Source organism: Streptomyces sp. NBC_01498 (genome assembly GCF_036327775.1).
Taxonomy (GTDB): Bacteria; Actinomycetota; Actinomycetes; order Streptomycetales; family Streptomycetaceae; genus Streptomyces.
This window is the reverse complement of sequence record NZ_CP109598.1, coordinates 6201592-6220369: the sequence shown is the minus strand read 5'-3', so window position 1 is coordinate 6220369 and position 18778 is coordinate 6201592. Positions and strand designations below refer to the sequence as shown.

Below are 18778 nucleotides of genomic sequence, written 5' to 3'. Positions count from 1 at the left end.
GGTGCGCCCCAGCTCAGCAGGTGTGCGCGGCACGGTGGTTGGGAAGAGGGCGCAGCAGCGAATGCTCGCGGCGATGGGGGCGACAGTGTCGGACGGATTCGATTTCTCTCCTGGGGCTCAGGTTCCGCTTCAGGGGTCGGCGGGTCAGACCGCGGCGACCCACGCCCTGGCCTCGGCGGCGTACCGCGACAGTCCGATGGAGGAGATCCTCAAGGCGGACAGCGAGTGGCACAAGTCCTCGGTGAGCAAGGGCAAGGTGTCGCTCTTCGAGCCGAATCTGGGCGAGGCGTTCTCCAGCGCCATCCAGAAACGGATGCTGGGCGGCGGCCGTGGCGCGCTCATCCAGTCCTTCGGCATGGAGCCGCAGACGGTGGTGGAGCACGCGCTGGCGGCGAGCCGCATCCGTAAGGAGCGCGACAAGCGGCTCACGCTGGTGACGGTGGTTTTCGGCCTGCTGTTCCTGCCCGGGGCGCTGCTGTGGATCGGTGTCTTCCAGTTGCGCCGGACGCTGGCGGGTTCGAAGGACAAGAAGGCGGGTGCGATCGGCGGCGCCCTGTTGCTGGGTGTCGCGGCGCTGGCGGTGCTGTTCCTGGTCGCGCTGCCGTTCACGGGTTTCCTCGGCTGGTATCTGCGCGGTGTGATCATCGCGCCGGTGATCGGCTGGCTGCTGGCCAAGCGGATCTGTGAGACGACGGCGAAGGATCTGCGGGCCCGCTGGAGCGACATCCTGGGGGGCGGCGGCCTGGGTGCCAAGGTGCCCGAGGCGGTGCCGGGGCATCCCGACGAGACGGCGCGGGAGGAACTGCGCAGCGGTCTGATGAAGCTGACGGCGGAGCAGCGCTCCAACGCGGTCTTCTACGCGGGCCCCAAGGGCATATTGGGCATGGGCACCCGCTGGGGCAGCTGGCAGCTCGCGGAGGACCTGGTTCCCAAGGAGGCCGGCAAGGAGATCCACCAGTTCCGCAGCTACGACGTCATAAGGGCGATGCACGACCAGCTGAAGATGCTGGAGCGCGGCCCGCTCAACTCCGGTGGTTTCACCAAGCCGGAGGTCAAGCACTGGGTCGTGCGGCCGGTCGGCGAGAACGCCGGATCGGTGAGCCGGCCGGAGGGCGCGGACGTCGAGGCGTACCAGGTCAAGCCGCACGAGATACAGCGGATCTGCAACCACCAGCAGTTCGGGGCCGGTGACCGGCACTATCTGGGTGTGCAGTTCGTGCTGTGGGACGGTCAGTTGGTCATCACGATGATGATCACGGTGACGATCCTGCACGAGACGCTGCGTATCGAGGTGACCGGGCACGCGCTGGGGCCGGTGCACTCGCTGTTCTTCTCGAAGCCGTCGCCCAAGACGGTGACGACCGCGAAGACGGTCCGGTTCTGGGAGACCAAGACGCGCAGCCTGCCGCTGGTGGAGCCGAAGGAGGCCATTCGGCTGGCTGTCCGGGCGCCGTTCACCTGGTATCCGCCGATCCTCGACTTCCTCGGCGGGAAACTGTCGCTGCCCGAGCCGTTCGGGCTGCGGCACGCCTGGGCGGAGAAGCCGTGGCGGCACCGTTTCATGGCGGACGACGCGATGCGCGCGGCCACGCCCGTACTGCGGGTGGCGCACGCGGCGGCCCTGCGGGTGCTGGACGAGAACGGGGTGGACACCTCCCGCTTCGGCAGCCGCTCCTCGTCCCTCAGCGGCGCGGTCCAGGACCCGACACCGAAGAAGGTCGACGTGTACGACGCGTAGGGCCGCCGGTCCCGCGGACCTCCGCGGTCCCGTCCGGCGGGATCTCCGCGGCCCGCCGCGTCCGGTCCCGGAGGGGAGGCTACGGGGCGGTCGTCGCCGACGGCCACGCGTCGGCCAGCATCGCCCGGGTGTCGGCGAGCAGTTGGGGCAGCACCTTGGTGTGGGCGACGACCGGCATGAAGTTGGCGTCGCCGCCCCAGCGCGGCACGACGTGCTGGTGCAGGTGCGCGGCGATGCCGGCCCCGGCGACAGTGCCCTGGTTCATGCCGATGTTGAAGCCGTGCGCGCCGGAGGCCGTACGCAGCGCGGTCATCGCCCGCTTGGTGAACGCGGCCAGTTCGAGGGTCTCCGCGTCGTCCAGTTCGGTGAAGTCGGCGACGTGCCGGAACGGCACGACCATGAGATGGCCGCCGTTGTACGGGTAGAGGTTCAGCACCGCGTAGACCGACTCGCCGCGGGCGATGACGAGCCCGTCCTCGTCGGACTTGAGCGGGATGGAGCAGAAGGGGCAGCCGTCGTCCGCGTTGGGGCCGGTCGGCTTGTTCTCGCCCTGGATGTAGGCCATCCGGTGCGGCGTCCACAGGCGCTGGAACGCGTCCGGGGTGCCCACTCCGATCTGCTGCTCCGGCTCACTCGTCATGCGGTGCAGCATATGACTTCGGCCCGGTGGGGCGTGTCGCCGGGCCCGTCCCGCGCAGCGCCCGGCCATGCTGGCGCGATGCGTGTCCGGAACCGAACCGAGCGGCTGCGCGGCTGGGAGCGGCGCGCCGAACTCCCGCTGCTCGTCGCCTCCCCGCTCTTCCTCGCCTGTTACGCGGTGTGCGTGCTGAACCACAGCCGCGACCCGCTGCCGCGCGACATCGCGCTGTGGCTCCTCTTCGCCCTCTGGGCGCTGTTCGCGGTGGACTACGCGGTCCGTCTGGTGCTGAGCGGCCGGGGGCCGCGTTTCGTGACGTCGCACTGGCTGGACACGGTGGTTCTGCTGCTGCCCCTGTTGCGGCCGGTGCGGATCGTGAACACGTACGTGGCGTTCCAGCGCCGCCGCGACGAGCCGCGGCTGACCCTGTACGGGCGGGTGATGCTGTACGCGGGGGTGACGGCCGCCCTGCTGAGCTTCGCCACGGCGCTCGCCGTCTACCAGCAGGAGCGCGGCGCGCCGGGCGCCACCATCCGGACCTTCGGGGACTCCGTGTGGTGGGCCTGCTCGGCGATCACCACGGTCGGGTACGGCGATGTCACTCCGGTGACGCCGCTCGGCCGGTTGTTCGCGGTCTTCCTGATGGTGTGCGGGCTGGCGCTGCTGGGCGCGGTGACGGGTTCGTTCTCCTCGTGGCTGATCCAGGTCTTCAGGCGTGAGGACCGGGCCGGCCGGGGAGACCGGCCGCCGGACGGCGCCGGACACCCGTACACGGCGGAACCGTCGGACGATGTGCCGCCACCGGACGCGTCAGGGCCACTCCCGGGCGTCTGAGCCCCCGGGCAGCTGACATCCCCGGGAATCCGGGACCTCCCCGGACGCGGTACGGCCCCCGGGAAGCCGATGCCTCCCGGGGGCCGTACGACCGTCGGCGTCAGACCTGTACGCGGCGCTCCACCACGTCCAGCAGTTCGGCCAGGGCCTCGTCGGCGGGGATGCCGTTCTTCTGTGTCCCGTCCCGGTAGCGGAAGGACACCGCGCCGTTGGCGACGTCCTCGTCACCCACGATGATCATGAACGGGGTCTTGGCCTTCTGGTGGTTGCGGATCTTCTTCTGCATCCGGTCCGAGGACGCGTCGACCTCGACCCGCAGCCCCTTGGCCTTCGCCCGCGCGGCGAATTCCTGGAGGTACGGCACGTGCGCGTCGCCGACCGGGATGCCGACCGCCTGCACCGGGGCCAGCCAGGCGGGGAACGCGCCCGCGTAGTGCTCCAGCAGGACGGCGAAGAAGCGCTCGATCGAGCCGAACAGCGCCCGGTGGATCATGACCGGCTGCTGCTTGCTGCCGTCGGACGCCGTGTACTCCAGCTCGAACCGCTTCGGCTGCTGGAAGTCGACCTGAATGGTGGACATCTGCCAGGACCGGCCGATGGCGTCCTTGGCCTGGACGGAGATCTTGGGGCCGTAGTAGGCGGCGCCGCCCGGGTCCGGGACCAGCGGCAGACCCTGCTTGTCGGCGGCCTGCTGGAGCGCGGCCGTGGCCTCCTCCCACTCCTCGTCCTCGCCCATGAACTTGTCCGACTCCGGGTCCCGGGTGGACAGTTCGAGCTCGAAGTCGGTCAGGCCGTAGTCGCGCAGCAGATCCAGCACGAAGGTGAGCAGGGAGTCCAGCTCCTGCGGCATCTCCTCCTTGGTGCAGTAGATGTGCGCGTCGTCCTGGGTGAAGCCCCGCGAGCGGGTGAGGCCGTGCACCACACCGGACTTCTCGTAGCGGTAGACCGTGCCGAACTCGAACAGCCGCAGCGGCAGTTCCCGGTAGGACCGCCCGCGCGCCTTGAAGATCAGGTTGTGCATCGGGCAGTTCATGGCCTTGAGGTAGTAGTCCTGCCCGTCGAACTCCATGGGGGGGAACATGCCCTCGGAGTAGTGCGGCAGGTGCCCCGAGGTCTCGAAGAGCTTCTTCTTCGAGATGTGCGGGGTGTTGACGAACTCGTACCCGGACACCTCGTGGCGGTGGCGCGAGTACTGCTCCATCTCCTTGCGGATCACCCCGCCCTTGGGGTGGAACACCGCGAGACCGGAGCCCAGCTCGTCGGGGAAGGAGAACAGGTCCAGCTCACTGCCCAGCCGACGGTGGTCGCGCCGCTCGGCCTCGGCGAGGAAGTCGAGATGGGCCTTCAGCTCGTCCTTGGACGGCCAGGCGGTGCCGTAGATCCGCTGGAGCTGCGGGTTCTTCTCGCTGCCGCGCCAGTAGGCGGCGGCGGAGCGCATCAGCTTGAAGGCCGGGATGTTACGGGTGGTGGGCAGGTGCGGACCCCGGCAGAGGTCCTTCCAGCACAGCTCGCCGGTCTTCGGGTCGAGGTTGTCGTAGATCGTCAGCTCACCGGCGCCGACCTCGGCGGAGGCACCCTCGGCGGCGTCGGCGGCCTTGCCCTTGAGCCCGATCAGCTCGATCTTGTACGGCTCGTCGGCGAGTTCGGCGCGCGCGTCCTCGTCGGTGGTGACCCGGCGCGAGAACCGCTGGCCGCGCTTCTGGATCTCCTGCATCTTCTTCTCGACGCGCTTGATGTCGTCGGGGGTGAAGGGCTCCGCCACGTCGAAGTCGTAGTAGAAGCCGTCCTTGATCGGCGGGCCGATGCCGAGCCTGGCCTCCGGGAACAGCTCCTGCACGGCCTGCGCCATGACATGCGCGGTGGAGTGGCGCAGGATGTTCAGCCCGTCCTCGGAGGACATCTCGACGGGCTCGACGCTGTCGCCGTCGGCGAGCTCGTACGCGAGGTCCTTCAGCCCGCCGCCCACCCGGGCCGCGACAACGGTGCGCTCACCGGGGAAGAGGTCGGCCGCCGTCGTCCCCGTCGTCACCACGCGCTCTTCCCGCTCGGAATCGCGTTGGATGGTCACGCGGACATCTGACACCGGTCTCTCCTGACTCACGGGACGCGCAGGCTGTTTCCGTACGCGACGGGAATCGTACCGAGCCCGGGGGTCCGCCCGCCAAACGGTTGAATTGCGCCGCCATCTCCGGCGTACGCCGCAAAGGGCACGGGTATCTACGATTCGGGCAGGTGGCCGGATGCCATCCGCCGGGCGTGCGCGAGGAGTTCGGGGATGACGCACTGGTACGAGGGGCCCCTGGCCGCATTCGACATCGAAACGACGGGTATCGACGCCGAGGAGGACCGGATCGTCTCGGCCGCCCTCGTCGTCCAGGACGTCTCGGGCGCCCGCGCCCGGGTCACCCGCTGGCTGGTCGATCCGGGGATACCGATCCCGGTCGAGGCCAGCCGGGCACACGGTCTGACCGACGCGCTGGTACAGCGCACGGGCCGCTGGCCGGCGCCGGTCATCGAGGAGGTGGGCCGGGGACTGGCCGAGCAGTGTCTGGCGGGCCGCCCGCTGGTGGTGATGAACGCGCCGTTCACGCTGACCCTGCTGGACCGCGAGATGCGGCGCCACCGCAGCTCGTCACTGGCCCGCTATCTGGAGAAGGCCCCGTTCTGCGTGCTGGACCCGGGCGTGCTGGACCGGCATCTCGATCCCGTCCGCAAGGGCCGGCGGCGGCTGATCGATCTCTGCTCGCTGTACGGGGTGGTGCTGGACGGCTCCCACGACCCCGTGGCGGACGCGGCGGCGGCCCTCGAAGTGGTCCGGTCGGTGGGCCGCGCGTACGCCACGACGACCCAGCAGCTCACCGCGGCCCAACTGCACGCCCGCCAGGCGGCCTGGCACGCGGCACAGACCCGCGGCCGACAGGAACGATTCGCACGCGGCGGCTCCGCCCCGTCCCCCGGCCCGGTCTGGCCCCTGCGCCCCCACATGCCGGTGGTGGCCTGAGAGCCGGAACCGGCCTCCGCGCACACAAAGAAGGCCGGTCCGTCATCGACGGACCGGCCTTTCCCGGTGGGCGATACTGGGTTCGAACCAGTGACCTCTTCGGTGTGAACGAAGCGCTCTCCCACTGAGCTAATCGCCCGGGAACGGACTGAACCATACAGGCCCGGACGGGTCGCGTTCAAACCGGATGACGGTGTGCGAGAACCTTCCGCAGCCCCCGCCGCCCGGCCCGCATCATCAGCGCGTGATTGGCGAGGAAGAAGGGACGCCCGGGGACGGCGAGGCGCCTCAACAGGGGCTTGTTGACGACGACCTCCTGCTCGTACAGGGCGCTCGTGCCGTCACCCCGGGCGCGCAGTGTCCAGCGTGCCCAGCCTTCGAGGTCACCGGACATCTCGATCTCCAGGACGCGGGCCACCGGGTCGTTTCCGCTCTCGCGGGCGCCCACGACAAGGTCGTACGGGAACAGGGACCGGAATCTCGCGGTCCCCGCGCGCTCGCCGGCCGGGGTGACCTCACGGACCTGGGGCCACCAGCCGGGGTAGTCACCGGCCCGTTCCAGCACACCGAAGACGGTGTCCGGGGGCGCGTCGAGTTCCCAGACGGCGCGGAAGCGGTAGCGGTACCAGTCCATGGGTCAAGTGTGCGCCGTACCGCGCGTACTCACCCCCGGATCTGAGTACGAGAGCCGATGGTCCGCACGGTGGCGGGGACCACACTGCGGAACATGGAGAACGTTCCGCCGCCGGCCGAGGAGCTCGTCGTCCTCGATCGCGAGCTCGCCCGAATCGACGCGCGCCGAGCCCAGTTGCTCGCCCGCAGGTCCTATCTGCTGACCCTGCTGACCCGGCCCGCGCCGATGGCGCCGCCCCCGCGTCCGGCGCGGCCGGCCGCCCGAACGTCCGAGACCTCGCCGCCGGGCGTCCAGAACGTCCTGCTCGCCCTGGGCGGGGTGCTGCTGACCGTCGCGGCGATCGCGTTCACCGTCGTCAGCTGGGGAGCCATGGGCATCGGCGGCCGGTCCGCCGTGCTGGGCACGGTCACCCTGGCCGCGCTCGCCACCCCGGCCGTCCTGCTGCGCCGGGGCCTGACCGCGACGGCCGAGGCCGTCGGCGTCCTGGCCCTGGTCCTCACCGTCCTGGACGCCTACGCGCTGCACCGGGTCGCCCTTCCCGCCACGGACCCGCTCGGCTACACGGCCGCCGCCTGCGCCCTGCTGGCCGCGCTCTGGGCCGGCTACGGCGGGCTCCTCGGCACACTGCGCACTCCGCTGCCCGCCGCCGTCCTCACCGCCCAACTCCCGCTGCCCCTGTGGGCGCTGGCCACCGGGGCGGGCGAACTGGCCCTCGGCTGGGCGCTGTTGCTGACGGCCGCCGGGGATCTCGCCGTGGTGCTGTGGGTGAAGCGGGCACCGGCCGCGTCCTTCGCGGGCGTCACCGCCTGGGTGTCGGGCGGCTGGGCGCTGCTGATCGGGGGCGGGCTCTCGGCGAGCGCGCCCGCCCCGTACGACGCCCTCGGGCCGGGTGTCCTGCTGCTGGCCGGGGCCGCGCTGAGTCTGCTGGCCGCCGTACGCGTCACCGGGGTCGCGTTCACCGGCGCCCTGGTCGCGGGGCTGACGGCGGTCACCGCCACCGGTGGCGCGGTGCGCCCCGCCCTGCCGCCCGGCTGGGCCGTCGTGGCGTATCTGCTGTGCGGCGCGGCCCTGTTGACGCTCGTACGGACCGCCCTGCCCCGCGCGGCGGTGCGCGGGCTCACCACCGCCGCCGGGGTCGTGGTGGCGGGCGCGGTCCTGTGCGCGCTGCCGTCGGCGGCCGTGTCCCTGCTGGGGCCGCTGTCCCGGGTGACCGGCGTCTGGGCGGGTGCGCCGGACCGGGTACGGGACGCGCTGGGCCCCGATCCCGGATGGTCGGCGATGTCCACGGCGCCGCTGGTGCTGCTCCTGGCGGCCGGGCTCCTCGCGGGCGTACGGGGCCACCTGCCCGACTCCGCCCGCGGCGCCGCGCTCGGCGGTGCGACCGGGCTCGGCTGGGCGGCCGTCCTGGTCCTCCCGGCGGCGCTGGACCTCGGGTACGGCGCGGCCCTGGCGACCCATCTCGCCCTGACGGCGGGCGCGTTGGCGCTCGGGGTGCACCCACCCCGGCGGGCTCCCTCGGTGCTCGCCACGACGGCGACCGTCTGCGCGCTGACGGGCGCGGTGGGCGTCGCCCTGCTGGCACTGGCCGGGGAGGGCGCCACCCTGGTCACCCTCGCGGTGCTGCTCGTCCTGCTGTGCGCGGGAGCGGTGGCGCTGAACGAGGTCGCGCCCGCCCGGTTCTTCCAGCCGCTGCTCGCCTGCGCCGCCGTACTGACAGCCGTGGCCCTGCTGGGCGCGGCCGGCGCGGCTGCGGATCTGGCGCCGGAGCACGTGGCCCTGGCCGTCCTCGCCGTACCGGCCGCCGTGGCACTGCTCGCCGGGCGCCTGCGCGGCCACCGGGTGGCCCTGCCGATCGAGCTGACGTCGGCGGGCGCCGGTCCGCTCGCGCTGGTCCTCGCCTCGGGCCGCCCGGAGACCGCCGCCCTGGTGCTCGCCCTGTGCGGGGTCGTCGCGGCGGGCACCGCGCTGCGACCGGACCGGCGCCCGGCCGCCGCGTACGTCTCGGCGGCGCTGTTCGCGCTCGCCACCTGGGTGCGGCTGTACGCCTCCGACGTGACCGTGCCGGAGGCGTACACCCTGCCGGTGACCGTGCCCGCGCTCGTCGTGGGCGCGCTGCGCCGCCGCCGGGACCCGGAGGCGTCGTCCTGGACGGCGTACGGCCCCGGACTCGCCGCCACGCTCCTGCCGAGCCTCGTCACCGCGTGGGGCGACCCGCACTGGGCCCGTCCGCTGGCGCTGGGGTCGGCCGCGCTGGTCCTGACGCTCGTCGGCGCCCGGCTGCGGCTCCAGGCCCCGCTGGTCCTCGGCGCCGCCGTGCTGGCCCTGGACACACTGCACGAACTGGCGCCGTACGTGGTCCAGGTCGTGGACGCCCTGCCCCGCTGGCTCCCGCCCGCGCTCGCCGGCCTGCTGCTCCTCACGGTGGGCGCGACCTACGAACGCCGTCTCCACGACGCCCGGCGGCTGCGGGAGTCGGTGGCCCGGATGCGCTGACGGGCCCACCCGACACGGACCGGCGGGCTCCCTGCGGGAGACGGCCGTCAGCGCCCGGAAACGACCGATGCCCCGGAGACCGTGAAGTCTCCGGGGCATCGATTCCGGGTGGGCGATACTGGTTTCGAACCAGTGACCTCTTCGGTGTGAACGAAGCGCTCTCCCACTGAGCTAATCGCCCGGACGCAGCGCCAACATTACCCCATGTCAGCGCCCGCACCGGACCGTTCGGCGGTCACTGCTCGATCTTCCAGGGCATGGTGAGTCCGAACGTCCAGAGGTAGACGGCGCTCAGTACGGCCACGATCACCAGACCGACGGTCGTGAGGATGATGTTGCGCCGCCGCACGCTGGGGTCGAGCGCTCTCTGCGCCGCCTCGGTCACCTTGCGTCGCGTCCACCGGAGCACCAGCTGGGCCCAGACGAACTCGGTCGCCCAGATCGCCATCCCGGCGAAGATCACGAACCAGCCGGGGCCGGGCAGCACCAGCATTCCCACCCCGGCGGCGACCACCGCCAGCCCGACGACGAAGACGCCGACCTGCCAGCTCACGTGCAGCGGCTTCGAACGCCTGATGAAACGGGGGGCGCGGGAGCCGAGCGCGTGCCGCACCGGCCCCGCCGCCCCGGACGCCGGGGCCGCCTTCTCGGACGTCCCCGCCGTCGGTACGACGACATCCCCCCGCTCGTCACTCTCCGCACGCATGAGATCCAACCTACCCGACCCGCGCGCCGTCACTGGAATGGCGGCATAAGTCGAAGTTAGGCACCGCTGTACGAGCGATCCGAAGCATCACAAAACAGACAGAGGGGTTTACAACGGCACCGTAGGTGGCATGTCGATTTCGCCGACGTGCGAATCCCCGAGCGCACACTGAGCGAAAGGCCCTGGCGCTTATGAACACCACGGTCAGCTGCGAGCTGCACCTGCGCCTCGTTGTATCGAGCGAGTCCTCACTGCCTGTACCCGCGGGCCTGCGGTATGACACGGCCGATCCCTACGCCGTGCACGCCACCTTCCACACCGGAGCCGAGGAGACGGTCGAGTGGGTGTTCGCCCGCGACCTTCTGGCCGAGGGGCTGCACCGGCCCACCGGCACCGGCGACGTCAGAGTCTGGCCCTCACGCAGCCAGGGCCAGGGCGTCGTCTGCATCGCCCTCAGCTCACCGGAAGGGGAGGCCCTGCTGGAGGCACCGGCGCGAGCCCTGGAATCCTTCCTCAAGCGAACCGACGCCGCGGTGCCACCCGGCACCGAGCACCGGCACTTCGACCTCGACACCGAGCTGTCTCACATCCTGGCCGAGAGCTGAGCCAGGCCGAGAACTGCACGGCGCCGTCCGACTCGGGGAGACGGCGCCGCGCGGACAACCACATACGGGACGACAGCGACGCCGTCGCCGCGGAACCCACCGCGACGACGGCGTCGCTGTGCTCCCCCGGGGTTCCGGGGTCGGGCACGGCCTAGGATCGGCGGAACCGGCGGGCACCGGTCCGCGGCAGGCCAGGGAGCGAATGGTGCAGATTCCCCACGACACCCGCAAGGCCCTTGAGACCGTCGTCAGTCTCGTGAACACGATGCCCGAGGCGGACGGCGCGGACGGGCTCCCCGATGTGGAGGCGCTGCACGGCTTCGCCGGGACCCACCGCATGAGCGGTGTCGGGGACCTCGGGCCCCGCGATCTGCGGGCCGTACAGGCCGTGCGTACGCGCTTCGCCGAGGTGTTCGCCGCGCCCGGTCCCCGTGAGGCCGCCGCCCTGCTCAACGACCTGGTGGCGGCGGCCGGGACGACGCCGCAGCTGACGGATCACGACGGCTACGACTGGCATGTGCACTACTTCGCGCCGGACGCGTCGATGGCCGACCATCTCGCGGCCGACTGCGGTATGGCCCTCGCGTTCATCGTGGTGGCGGGCGAACAGGAGCGGCTGCGGCGGTGCGAGGCGCCGGACTGCGGGCACGCCTTCGTCGACCTGTCGCGCAACCGGTCCCGCCGCTACTGCTCCAGCCGCACCTGCGGAAACAGGCTGCACGTGGCCGCCTACCGGGCGCGCCGCAGGGAAGCGGCCGGCTGAGCGTCACAGCAGGAACAGATCATGGACCGCCGCCATCAGCAGCAGGGTGCCGATCACCGCGAGGAAGATCATCAGAGGCGGCTGGGAGAGCGCGAAAAGACAACCGCGCGGTTCTTCGGTGGGTGCGGGGGCCTGGCCCCGTGAGGTATCGAGCATCTCGGGGTGATCATGACTCAGGCCCCGGTCACCCCGGCAATTAACACGCTCCCGTACGGGGGTAGTTCGCCGGATTCCCGGTAAACGTCCAACCGATGAGACAGACTGCCCTCCCGCAGCCTCCCGGTCGGCCTCCCCGTCAGATGCCGTGCTTCTTCAAATCAGATGCCGTGCTTCTTCAGAATCGCCTCGACATCGCTGAAGTCGTCGGCGGGGTTGGTGGTGCCGGACTTCTTCGCCCGGTTCTTCTCCGGACGCGACGCGGGGGCGGCGGACGCGCCGAGCGACGGCGCGGAGGCGGCAGGCTCGACCGCGTCCCGGCGCGCCGCCCTGGCCGCGGCCCGGCGTTCCTTACGGCTCCCGACCCCGGCCCGCCGCTCCACCATCCGTGTCGTGGCGAAGAGCGTCCAGGCCAGTGCGAGCAGTCCCACGCCCACCCAGGCGGTCGGGCTGAACGCCTTGTCCGCGAGCCAGTCGATCACTCCGGTCATCACAAGGGCGACCGGCACCAGCGCGTAGGCGGCGATCCGGGTCGCCGCCAGAAAACGCCTGCGGTACGCGGTGATCGCCGCGATGCCCAGGCCGGCGGCGGACACCGCGGAACAAATGGTCTCGGCAATCATCCGGTCCTCCTGGCGCGGGCGTGGTCGTCGGTCGTGGCTGTTCTCGTCGGCGTGTCGGTGTTCGCCGACATGTCGACCCTTCCATCCTGCACCTCCCGGCGGTCCCCCGGCCACGGTGCGGCTCCACCTCAGGGACAACTCCGGGGCCCGTCTCCTCCCCAGGTCCCGTCTTTCGCCCGCCGGACCGGTCCTTGGGGCGGGGTGACCGTCGGGCGCGGCGCGAGTGCCGGTCGGAAGCGGGCCCGGGTGCCCGGTCGGGAGCGGGCGCGGGGCCTGGAAGACTGGGCGCATGAACCACTCCCCCACCCCGGGCCCCGTCGTCCTCGACGTCTGGTGCGAGCTCCAGTGCGCCGACTGCCACACCGCCCTGACCGATCTGCGCGCGCTGCGGGCGCGCTACGGCGACCGGCTGGACATACGGCTGCGGCACTTCCCGCTCGACAAGCACCGCCACTCCTTCGCCGCCGCGCAGGCCGCCGAGGAGGCCGTCGAGCAGGGGCAGGGCTGGGCGTACGCGGAGGCCGTGCTGGCCCGTCACGAGGAACTCGCCGCCGAGGGCGAGAAGGTGCTGCTCGACGCCGCCCGCCGACTGGGCCTGGACGACGAGGAGTTCGACACCGCGCTGATCGACGGCCGGCACACCCTGATCGTCGACGCCGACCAGGCCGAGGGCAAGGCGATCGGGGTGGCCGGCACCCCCACGTACGTCATCGGCGGCGAACGGCTCGACGGCGGCAAGAGCCAGGACGGCCTGCGGGCACGGATCGAGGAGATCGCCGACCGGCTGCTCGCCGGGCAGTGAGCGGTCACGTGCGGGCACCACGCCGGTTGTCCCGGGCCGGTGCCCGGCCCGTACTCAGATCAGCGGTTTGAAGACGTTGCGGTGGGTCGTCACGTACCCCAGGGACTCGTAGAGGCCGATCGCCGGGGTGTTCCCGGCGAAGACGTGCAGGCCGAGCACGCCGGAGCCCGTGACATGGGCGATCCGTTCGGCGTGGCGCATCAGCGCGCGGCCGTAGCCCTTGCCGCGCAGGCCGTCCGCGACCCGTACGTCGTACACGAAGGCGCCCACGACACCGGGGCTGACCTCCCGGCTGCCCACCCACACATGACCGACCGGCGTTCCGTCGTCGACCAGGACATGGATCGCGGTGCCGGGGGTGGCGAGCCCCTGCGGCAGGTTCTCGTCGCGGCTGGACTCGGCCTTGGCGCGGGCCTGTTCCGGGGGCAGTCCCCGGTCGATCCAGCTCTGCCGGAACCCGTCGAGCGACGACTCCTGCCAGCTCTCGTACTCCGCCTCGTCCATCGGTCTGCCGACGAGTCCGAGCGGCAGCGCCGGAGGTTCCCGGTCGAGGTCCTTGAGCATGTTCCTGCTGCGCTCGGTGTGGCCCAGGGACTCCAGCAGCGGCAGGGCGCCCGTGGACTCGGCGGGGACGGACGCGATCACCTGGCCGCAGCCCCAGCCGCGCAGGACCTCCTCGGCGGCCAGGACGGCGATCGTGCCCCGGCCGCGCCGCCGGTGCGCCTCGTCGATCCGCAGCCGGCGCAGCACGCCCGCGGGTGTGCCGAACGCGCCGTCCATGGCGAGGTCGATCACGCCCACGGGGCGGCTGTTGTCGCACACGTCGTAGCCGCGTGATCTCAGGCCGTCGTCGGTCTGCTGAAGCGGCCCGGTCGGCCGCAGGGTCGTGGTCATCAGGGGAGTTGTACCCACCCCGGGCCCACTCGGCATCAGGTTTTACGGATCGAGGTCCCCGGCCGCGCGCTCGTCGAAGACGCGCATGGCCTTGGCCGTCACCGGACCGGGGGCGCCGGGCAGCGACCGGCCGTCCACCCGGTGGACCGCCTGCACGTCACGCAGCGACGACGTCACGAAGACCTCCTCGGCCCGGTCGAGCACGTCGAACGGCAGCCGGGTCTCCCGGGCGCCGGTCCACTCCACGGTCAGGGCCCGGGTGATACCGGCCAGACAGCCCGAGGAGAGGGGCGGGGTGTGCAGTTCACCGTCCAGGACGACGAAGACGTTGGAGCCGGTGCCCTCGCACAGGTCCCCCACGGTGTTGGCGAACAGCGCCTCGGACGCGGCCTGTTCGTGGGCCCGGGCGAGGGCGACGACGTTCTCCCCGTACGACGTGGTCTTGAGACCGGTCAGGGCGCCGCGTTCGTTGCGGGTCCAGGGGACGGTGATCACCGCCGTGGTGTCGGGGCGGGGCGACGCCTCACCGACGGCGACGACCAGCGTCGGACCGTCGTCTCCCCGCTCGGAGCCGAGCGGGGAGAGCCCGCCGGTGTACGTGATCCGCAGCCGGCCCAGCTCCACGGGGTTGGCGTCCAGGACGGCGGCGCACGCGGCGCGCACCTCGTCGTGGTCGGGGTCGGGCAGCCCGAGACCCCGGGCGGAGCGGGTCAGCCGGTCCAGGTGCCGGGTGAGGGCGAAGGTCCGGCCCCGGACGGACTTCACCGTCTCGAAGATTCCGTCGCCCACCGTCAGCCCGTGGTCGAGCACGGACACCCGCGCGGTGTCGGCCGCCCGCAGTCCGCCGTTGACCCAGATCATCATCTAACCGGTCCTTCCCGTCGCCTCGTGCACTCCCGACGCTACCGCCAGCAGGCGTGACGCCTTGAGCTCGGTCTCCTGCCACTCCCGTTCGGGGTCGGAGCCCCAGGTGATCCCCGCACCGGTGCCGAACCGCAGGACGGGCACCTGCGGCGGGTCGCGTTCGATCCAGAACGTCCTTATCCCGACGGCCAGTTCGGCCGTGCCCCGGTCGGCGTCCACCCAGCCGACGGCACCGCAGTACGGCCCGCGCGGCGCGGTCTCCAGCTCGCCGATGACACGCAGCGCGCTGGATTTCGGCGCGCCGGTGACCGAGCCGGGCGGGAAGGTGGCGGCCAGCAGCTCCGGCCAGCCCGCCCCGTCGGCGAGTTCGCCGCGTACCCGGGAGACGAGATGCACGAGTCCGGGGTGGGGTTCGACGGCACAGAGGGCGGGCACGGTCACCGATCCGGTGGCGCAGACCCGGCCGAGGTCGTTGCGGACGAGGTCCACGATCATCACGTTCTCGGCGTGGTCCTTCTCCAGCAGATCGGCGGCGGTGCGGCCGGTGCCCTTGATGGGCCCCGACTCCACGGTGCGCCCGGCCCGGCGCAGATACAGCTCGGGCGAGGCGGTCGCGATCTCCACCCCGTGGGCGGGCAGCCGGACGGTGCCCGCGTACGGGGCCGGGTTGCCGCGTGCCAGCAGGGCGGTGAGGGCGTCGACGTCGGCCGGGCCGGGGCCGGGCAGCGGCGCGGTCAGGACGCGGCAGAGGTTGGCCTGGTAGACCTCACCGGCCGCGATGTGGTCGCGTACCCGCCGTACGCCGGAGACGTACGCGTCCCGGTCCAGCGACGACGTCCAGTCGCCCGCCGCGGGGCCCCGCCACCGCCCGGGGACGGGCGCGGGCACGGGTTCGCGGCGTACGTCGCCGAACCGGGCGCAGGTGAGGCGCCCTTCGAAGTCCCTGGCGACGGCCCAGAAGCCGGCCGAGTCCAGTGCTGCGGGGTCGCCGGTGACATCACGCAGATCGGTGGCGACGAGACCGCCGAAGCGGGCCAGCGGAGGAAGGTGGTGCACGCCGGAGAGTCTAGGACCGCGCGCCCGGGGCACCGCGAACACGTCGTGGTGGCGCGGGTGAACGTGCCGCAGTGTGAACGCACGGCAGCACGCTGCACAAACGCGTTTTTGTACTCGCCCCGTAATCCGCTAGAGTTCACCACGTCGCCGGGCCGCGCATGAGGGACCGGGAAACGGCACGCGGACGTAGCTCAGTTGGTAGAGCGCAACCTTGCCAAGGTTGAGGTCGCCAGTTCGAACCTGGTCGTCCGCTCGAGTTGGGGGTTCAGTCCCGGCCCCCGCACTCCTGGTGGAGTGGCCGAGAGGCGAGGCAACGGCCTGCAAAGCCGTCTACACGGGTTCAAATCCCGTCTCCACCTCCAAGGACGATTAGCTCAGCGGGAGAGCGCTTCCCTGACACGGAAGAGGTCACTGGTTCAATCCCAGTATCGTCCACTGGATCCTTTGGATTCCCGCGCGATTAGCTCAGCGGGAGAGCGCTTCCCTGACACGGAAGAGGTCACTGGTTCAATCCCAGTATCGCGCACGCAGTACAGCGGGCAGCAGTACGTCGGCACAGCAGGCGCCGCACGCGGGACCACCCCGCGCGATTAGCTCAGCGGGAGAGCGCTTCCCTGACACGGAAGAGGTCACTGGTTCAATCCCAGTATCGCGCACAGTCCGAAGCCCCCGGCCTTTCCGGCCGGGGGCTTCGTCGTGCGCGGGCCGGTCAGGACGAGAAGAGCATCCGGCCGAAGCCGCCCTGGCGGTGGTGACCGCCGTGGTGGCCGCCGCCGTGCGGCGCGCCCCAGGCGGGCGCCCCGTGGCCGGGAGCGCCCTGGGCGGGGTAGCCGCCGGGGGCCGGGGGCGGCGGGGCCTGCTGGCCCCACTGGGACTCCAGACGCGTGAGGGACTCCAGCTCGCCGTAGTCGAGGAAGATCCCGCGGCAGCCGCTGCACTGCTCTATCTGGACACCGTTGCGGTTGTACGTGTGCATCGGCGCATGACACTTGGGGCACTGCATGGGTCGGTTCACTCCTCGGGGTTCGTCGGCACCACCGGCACAATTCCGGCGGCGGTCGGTTCACCTTACGACGGAGGTCCGGCCGTCAACTCCGTTATGAGTGTGGCGATACGGGCACAGCTGTCGATCATGGTCCGCTCTACCTCGTCCAGGTCGCGGCCCTGCTCGGCGGCCTTGGCGACGGCCAGGGCGGCGGTCTGGACGGTGAGGGCGCGGGCGGCGGCGTCGAGCCGGGGCCAGGGGTCGCCGCCGGCCGGTACGGCGGGACCGCCCGCCGCCCGGTAGGCGCCCAGGAAACGTTCCCACTCGTCGGGGGCCAGAAGTCCGGCGGCGTACCAGGCGGCGGGGCGGGCCAAGTCCCAGGCGGGGTAGCCGAGTCCGAGGTCGTCGATGTCGATCAGCAGCCAGGGGCCGTCCGGCGCGGGGTGCCGTACGAGCTGCCCGAGGTGCAGGTCCCCGTGGCAGAGCCGCCCGCCCCCGGGTGCGGGTGTCTCGCCCCTGGCCCAGGCGGGCAGCCCCGCCCAGGCGCGTTCGATCGGGGCGGCGGCCGGGTGGTGGCCGACGGCCCGCATCCGGGCGAGGGCGCGGGCGGCCTTGAGGGGGCCGCGCATGGGCGGCGGGGCGGGCGGGCCGAGGGCGGGGAGCGGTACGGCGTGCAGCCGGGCCAGCAGGGTCGCCGCCGCCTCCCAGGGGGCGTCGTCGGGGCGGTCGGGGTCGACGGGGGTGCCGTGGGGCCAGACGGTGACGGGCCGGCCCGCGAGGTGCGGCAGGTCGGCCGCCGGGAGGGGCGCCAGCAGGATGCCCGCGAGCAGGGAGTGCGCGGCGACGTCCAGCCGGGCCCGGTGACCGACCGGATCGGTGCCGGGCGCGTGCGCCTTGGCGACGGCGGCCCCGTGCCGTACGACGACCCCGTCGGGCCGGTCGGCCAGCACGGCCTCCGGGTCACCGCACACCGGGCAGGACCCCGGGGACGCGGCCGGGGAACCGGCAGGCGGGAGATCCGTACCGGGGTGGGCGGCGCGTCGGGCGACGGCGGCGAGGGCGCGTACGACGGCCGGGTCGGAGGAGGAAGGGGCGCGGGCGGGCCGGGTTGGAGCCGGAAGGTCCGGACCGGACGGATCCGGGACCGTCCGGTCCGGGGTCGGCGGGTTCGGGACCGTCCGGTCCGGGGTCGGCGGATCCGGGACCGTCCGGTCCGGGGTCGGCGGGTTCGGGGCGGACGGATCGGTCGAGAGCCGGTCGGTGGCCGACCGGCCCGGAGCCGGTAGGTCCGGGACTGACACTCCCGTGCCGACCGGATCGGAGGCGGAGGGGTCCGTGGCGGGCCGGTCCGGGGCGGAGGGGTCCGGGGCGCACCGTTCAGCGGCTGACGGGGCGGTGCCGGGCGCGTCGCTGCCGGACGGGTCCGTGCCGGACCGGTCGGAGGCCGACTGACCCGTGGCGAGCCGGACCGGGGCAGGGCGCTCCGGTTCCGGCGGGTCGGTGGCGGACAAGTCCGTGCCAGATGAATCGGTGGCGCACCGGTCCGGGCCCGGCGGGTCGGAGGCGGGCCGGTCAATGAAGGACGGACCGGTCGCGAGCCGGTCGGTGCCGTACGGACCCGGGGCGGACGGGTCGGTGGTGGATGTGGTCACGGCGGTGGCCCCCGGTGCGGTGTGGTCCTGGCCCTCAACGTAGCGCTGTCCGCACGGTGGGCGGGACCGGGGTCGTGCGGGCGGCGGGGTGGTCGGGCAGTGGCGGATCGACGGACGCGCGTACCCGGACGACAAGGGGGACCCGCTCGAATCCGATCGCCCGGGGCTCCGGGCCGGACAAGGCCGGGTCCGGCGGGCCGGAGCCCGGAGCGGGTCCGGGCAGCGCGATGGCCGGTCAGCTCCCCAGCTGACCGGCCAAACGCTGCCGTCCGCCGCACCCCCGTCCCCACGGGGTTGTTGGCCGGATGTCTGCGGTTCGGGCCGCTCTCCCGAAC

Annotated in this window: 18 protein-coding genes and 7 tRNA genes; 12 read left to right on the top strand and 13 right to left on the bottom strand. The window is 72.4% G+C overall.

Annotated features, from left to right (window positions below; genetic code table 11):
• Nucleotides 1-73 precede the first annotated feature (73 nt).
• A complete protein-coding gene (locus tag OG875_RS26600; protein WP_330176755.1) occupies nucleotides 74-1738 on the top strand; it encodes a hypothetical protein in 1665 nt (554 codons plus the stop codon).
• A 79-nt stretch (nucleotides 1739-1817) separates the two neighbouring features.
• Here OG875_RS26600 and OG875_RS26595 read toward each other — a convergent pair whose 3' ends face one another.
• A complete protein-coding gene (locus OG875_RS26595; protein ID WP_330176754.1) occupies nucleotides 1818-2390 on the bottom strand; it encodes an HIT family protein in 573 nt (190 codons plus the stop codon).
• A gap of 66 nt (nucleotides 2391-2456) precedes the next feature.
• Here OG875_RS26595 and OG875_RS26590 point away from each other — a divergent pair, with 66 nt between their 5' ends.
• Nucleotides 2457-3209: a potassium channel family protein gene (locus OG875_RS26590; protein WP_330176753.1), complete on the top strand. Its 753-nt coding sequence runs from the start codon at nucleotides 2457-2459 to the stop codon at nucleotides 3207-3209.
• A gap of 100 nt (nucleotides 3210-3309) precedes the next feature.
• On the opposite strand, the gene thrS is transcribed toward OG875_RS26590, so the two are convergent.
• Complete coding sequence (gene thrS / locus OG875_RS26585; protein WP_330176752.1) at nucleotides 3310-5292, bottom strand: threonine--tRNA ligase; 1983 nt, start codon at nucleotides 5290-5292, stop codon at nucleotides 3310-3312.
• 192 nt (nucleotides 5293-5484) lie between these two features.
• Between thrS and OG875_RS26580 the strand changes: the two genes are divergently transcribed.
• Nucleotides 5485-6210 (top strand): exonuclease domain-containing protein, encoded by a 726-nt coding sequence (locus OG875_RS26580; protein ID WP_330176751.1) that lies wholly within the window; start codon nucleotides 5485-5487, stop codon nucleotides 6208-6210.
• A gap of 67 nt (nucleotides 6211-6277) precedes the next feature.
• On the opposite strand, the gene OG875_RS26575 is transcribed toward OG875_RS26580, so the two are convergent.
• Together OG875_RS26575 and OG875_RS26570 are read right to left on the bottom strand one after the other, a co-directional pair.
• Nucleotides 6278-6349: transfer RNA gene (locus tag OG875_RS26575), tRNA-Val, on the bottom strand.
• Between the two features lie 39 nt (nucleotides 6350-6388).
• Nucleotides 6389-6844, bottom strand: a complete 456-nt coding sequence (locus tag OG875_RS26570) for an SRPBCC family protein (protein WP_330176750.1) — start codon at nucleotides 6842-6844, stop codon at nucleotides 6389-6391.
• A gap of 93 nt (nucleotides 6845-6937) precedes the next feature.
• Here OG875_RS26570 and OG875_RS26565 point away from each other — a divergent pair, with 93 nt between their 5' ends.
• Nucleotides 6938-9337, top strand: a complete 2400-nt coding sequence (locus OG875_RS26565; protein WP_330176749.1) for an SCO7613 C-terminal domain-containing membrane protein — start codon at nucleotides 6938-6940, stop codon at nucleotides 9335-9337.
• A 109-nt stretch (nucleotides 9338-9446) separates the two neighbouring features.
• Here OG875_RS26565 and OG875_RS26560 read toward each other — a convergent pair.
• Nucleotides 9447-9518: transfer RNA gene (locus OG875_RS26560), tRNA-Val, on the bottom strand.
• A 54-nt stretch (nucleotides 9519-9572) separates the two neighbouring features.
• The gene (locus OG875_RS26555) at nucleotides 9573-10043 is read right to left on the bottom strand and encodes a TIGR02611 family protein (RefSeq protein ID WP_330176748.1); all 471 of its coding nucleotides are present in this window, start codon (nucleotides 10041-10043) and stop codon (nucleotides 9573-9575) included.
• Nucleotides 10044-10234: 191 nt separating this feature from the next.
• On the opposite strand from OG875_RS26555, the gene OG875_RS26550 reads away from it, so the two are divergent.
• Nucleotides 10235-10648 (top strand): SsgA family sporulation/cell division regulator, encoded by a 414-nt coding sequence (locus tag OG875_RS26550; protein WP_023542925.1) that lies wholly within the window; start codon nucleotides 10235-10237, stop codon nucleotides 10646-10648.
• A 205-nt stretch (nucleotides 10649-10853) separates the two neighbouring features.
• Nucleotides 10854-11411, top strand: coding sequence for a CGNR zinc finger domain-containing protein (locus OG875_RS26545; protein WP_330177918.1), 558 nt, complete (start codon nucleotides 10854-10856; stop codon nucleotides 11409-11411).
• Between the two features lie 3 nt (nucleotides 11412-11414).
• Here the strand turns inward: OG875_RS26545 and OG875_RS26540 are convergent, their stop codons facing one another.
• Together OG875_RS26540 and OG875_RS26535 are read right to left on the bottom strand one after the other, a co-directional pair.
• Entirely contained in the window at nucleotides 11415-11567 is a 153-nt protein-coding gene (locus tag OG875_RS26540; protein ID WP_330176747.1) for a hypothetical protein, read from the bottom strand.
• A 161-nt stretch (nucleotides 11568-11728) separates the two neighbouring features.
• Nucleotides 11729-12190 (bottom strand): hypothetical protein, encoded by a 462-nt coding sequence (locus OG875_RS26535; protein ID WP_330176746.1) that lies wholly within the window; start codon nucleotides 12188-12190, stop codon nucleotides 11729-11731.
• Nucleotides 12191-12479: 289 nt separating this feature from the next.
• Here OG875_RS26535 and OG875_RS26530 point away from each other — a divergent pair, with 289 nt between their 5' ends.
• Entirely contained in the window at nucleotides 12480-12992 is a 513-nt protein-coding gene (locus OG875_RS26530; protein ID WP_330176745.1) for a DsbA family protein, read from the top strand.
• 54 nt (nucleotides 12993-13046) lie between these two features.
• Here the strand turns inward: OG875_RS26530 and OG875_RS26525 are convergent, their stop codons facing one another.
• From OG875_RS26525 to OG875_RS26515, 3 genes are read right to left on the bottom strand one after another with little or no spacing between them, the layout of a single operon-like run.
• The gene (locus OG875_RS26525) at nucleotides 13047-13886 is read right to left on the bottom strand and encodes a GNAT family N-acetyltransferase (RefSeq protein WP_330176744.1); all 840 of its coding nucleotides are present in this window, start codon (nucleotides 13884-13886) and stop codon (nucleotides 13047-13049) included.
• A gap of 42 nt (nucleotides 13887-13928) precedes the next feature.
• Nucleotides 13929-14750: an aminotransferase class IV gene (locus OG875_RS26520; RefSeq protein ID WP_330176743.1), complete on the bottom strand. Its 822-nt coding sequence runs from the start codon at nucleotides 14748-14750 to the stop codon at nucleotides 13929-13931.
• Nucleotides 14751-15806, bottom strand: coding sequence for a chorismate-binding protein (locus tag OG875_RS26515; protein ID WP_330176742.1), 1056 nt, complete (start codon nucleotides 15804-15806; stop codon nucleotides 14751-14753).
• A gap of 180 nt (nucleotides 15807-15986) precedes the next feature.
• Between OG875_RS26515 and OG875_RS26510 the strand changes: the two genes are divergently transcribed.
• The 5 genes from OG875_RS26510 (at nucleotide 15987) to OG875_RS26490 (ending at nucleotide 16462) form a co-directional block, all read left to right on the top strand.
• A tRNA-Gly gene (locus OG875_RS26510) sits at nucleotides 15987-16059 on the top strand.
• 35 nt (nucleotides 16060-16094) lie between these two features.
• Nucleotides 16095-16168 (top strand) — tRNA-Cys (locus tag OG875_RS26505).
• A 1-nt stretch (nucleotide 16169) separates the two neighbouring features.
• A tRNA-Val gene (locus OG875_RS26500) sits at nucleotides 16170-16241 on the top strand.
• A gap of 19 nt (nucleotides 16242-16260) precedes the next feature.
• A tRNA-Val gene (locus OG875_RS26495) sits at nucleotides 16261-16332 on the top strand.
• A gap of 58 nt (nucleotides 16333-16390) precedes the next feature.
• Nucleotides 16391-16462: transfer RNA gene (locus OG875_RS26490), tRNA-Val, on the top strand.
• Nucleotides 16463-16515: 53 nt separating this feature from the next.
• Here the strand turns inward: OG875_RS26490 and OG875_RS26485 are convergent.
• On the bottom strand, nucleotides 16516-16809 hold the full coding sequence (locus tag OG875_RS26485; protein WP_330176741.1) for a TFIIB-type zinc ribbon-containing protein: 294 nt from the start codon (nucleotides 16807-16809) through the stop codon (nucleotides 16516-16518).
• A 65-nt stretch (nucleotides 16810-16874) separates the two neighbouring features.
• Complete coding sequence (locus tag OG875_RS26480) at nucleotides 16875-17762, bottom strand: phosphotransferase family protein (RefSeq protein ID WP_330176740.1); 888 nt, start codon at nucleotides 17760-17762, stop codon at nucleotides 16875-16877.
• Nucleotides 17763-18778: the final 1016 nt, after the last annotated feature.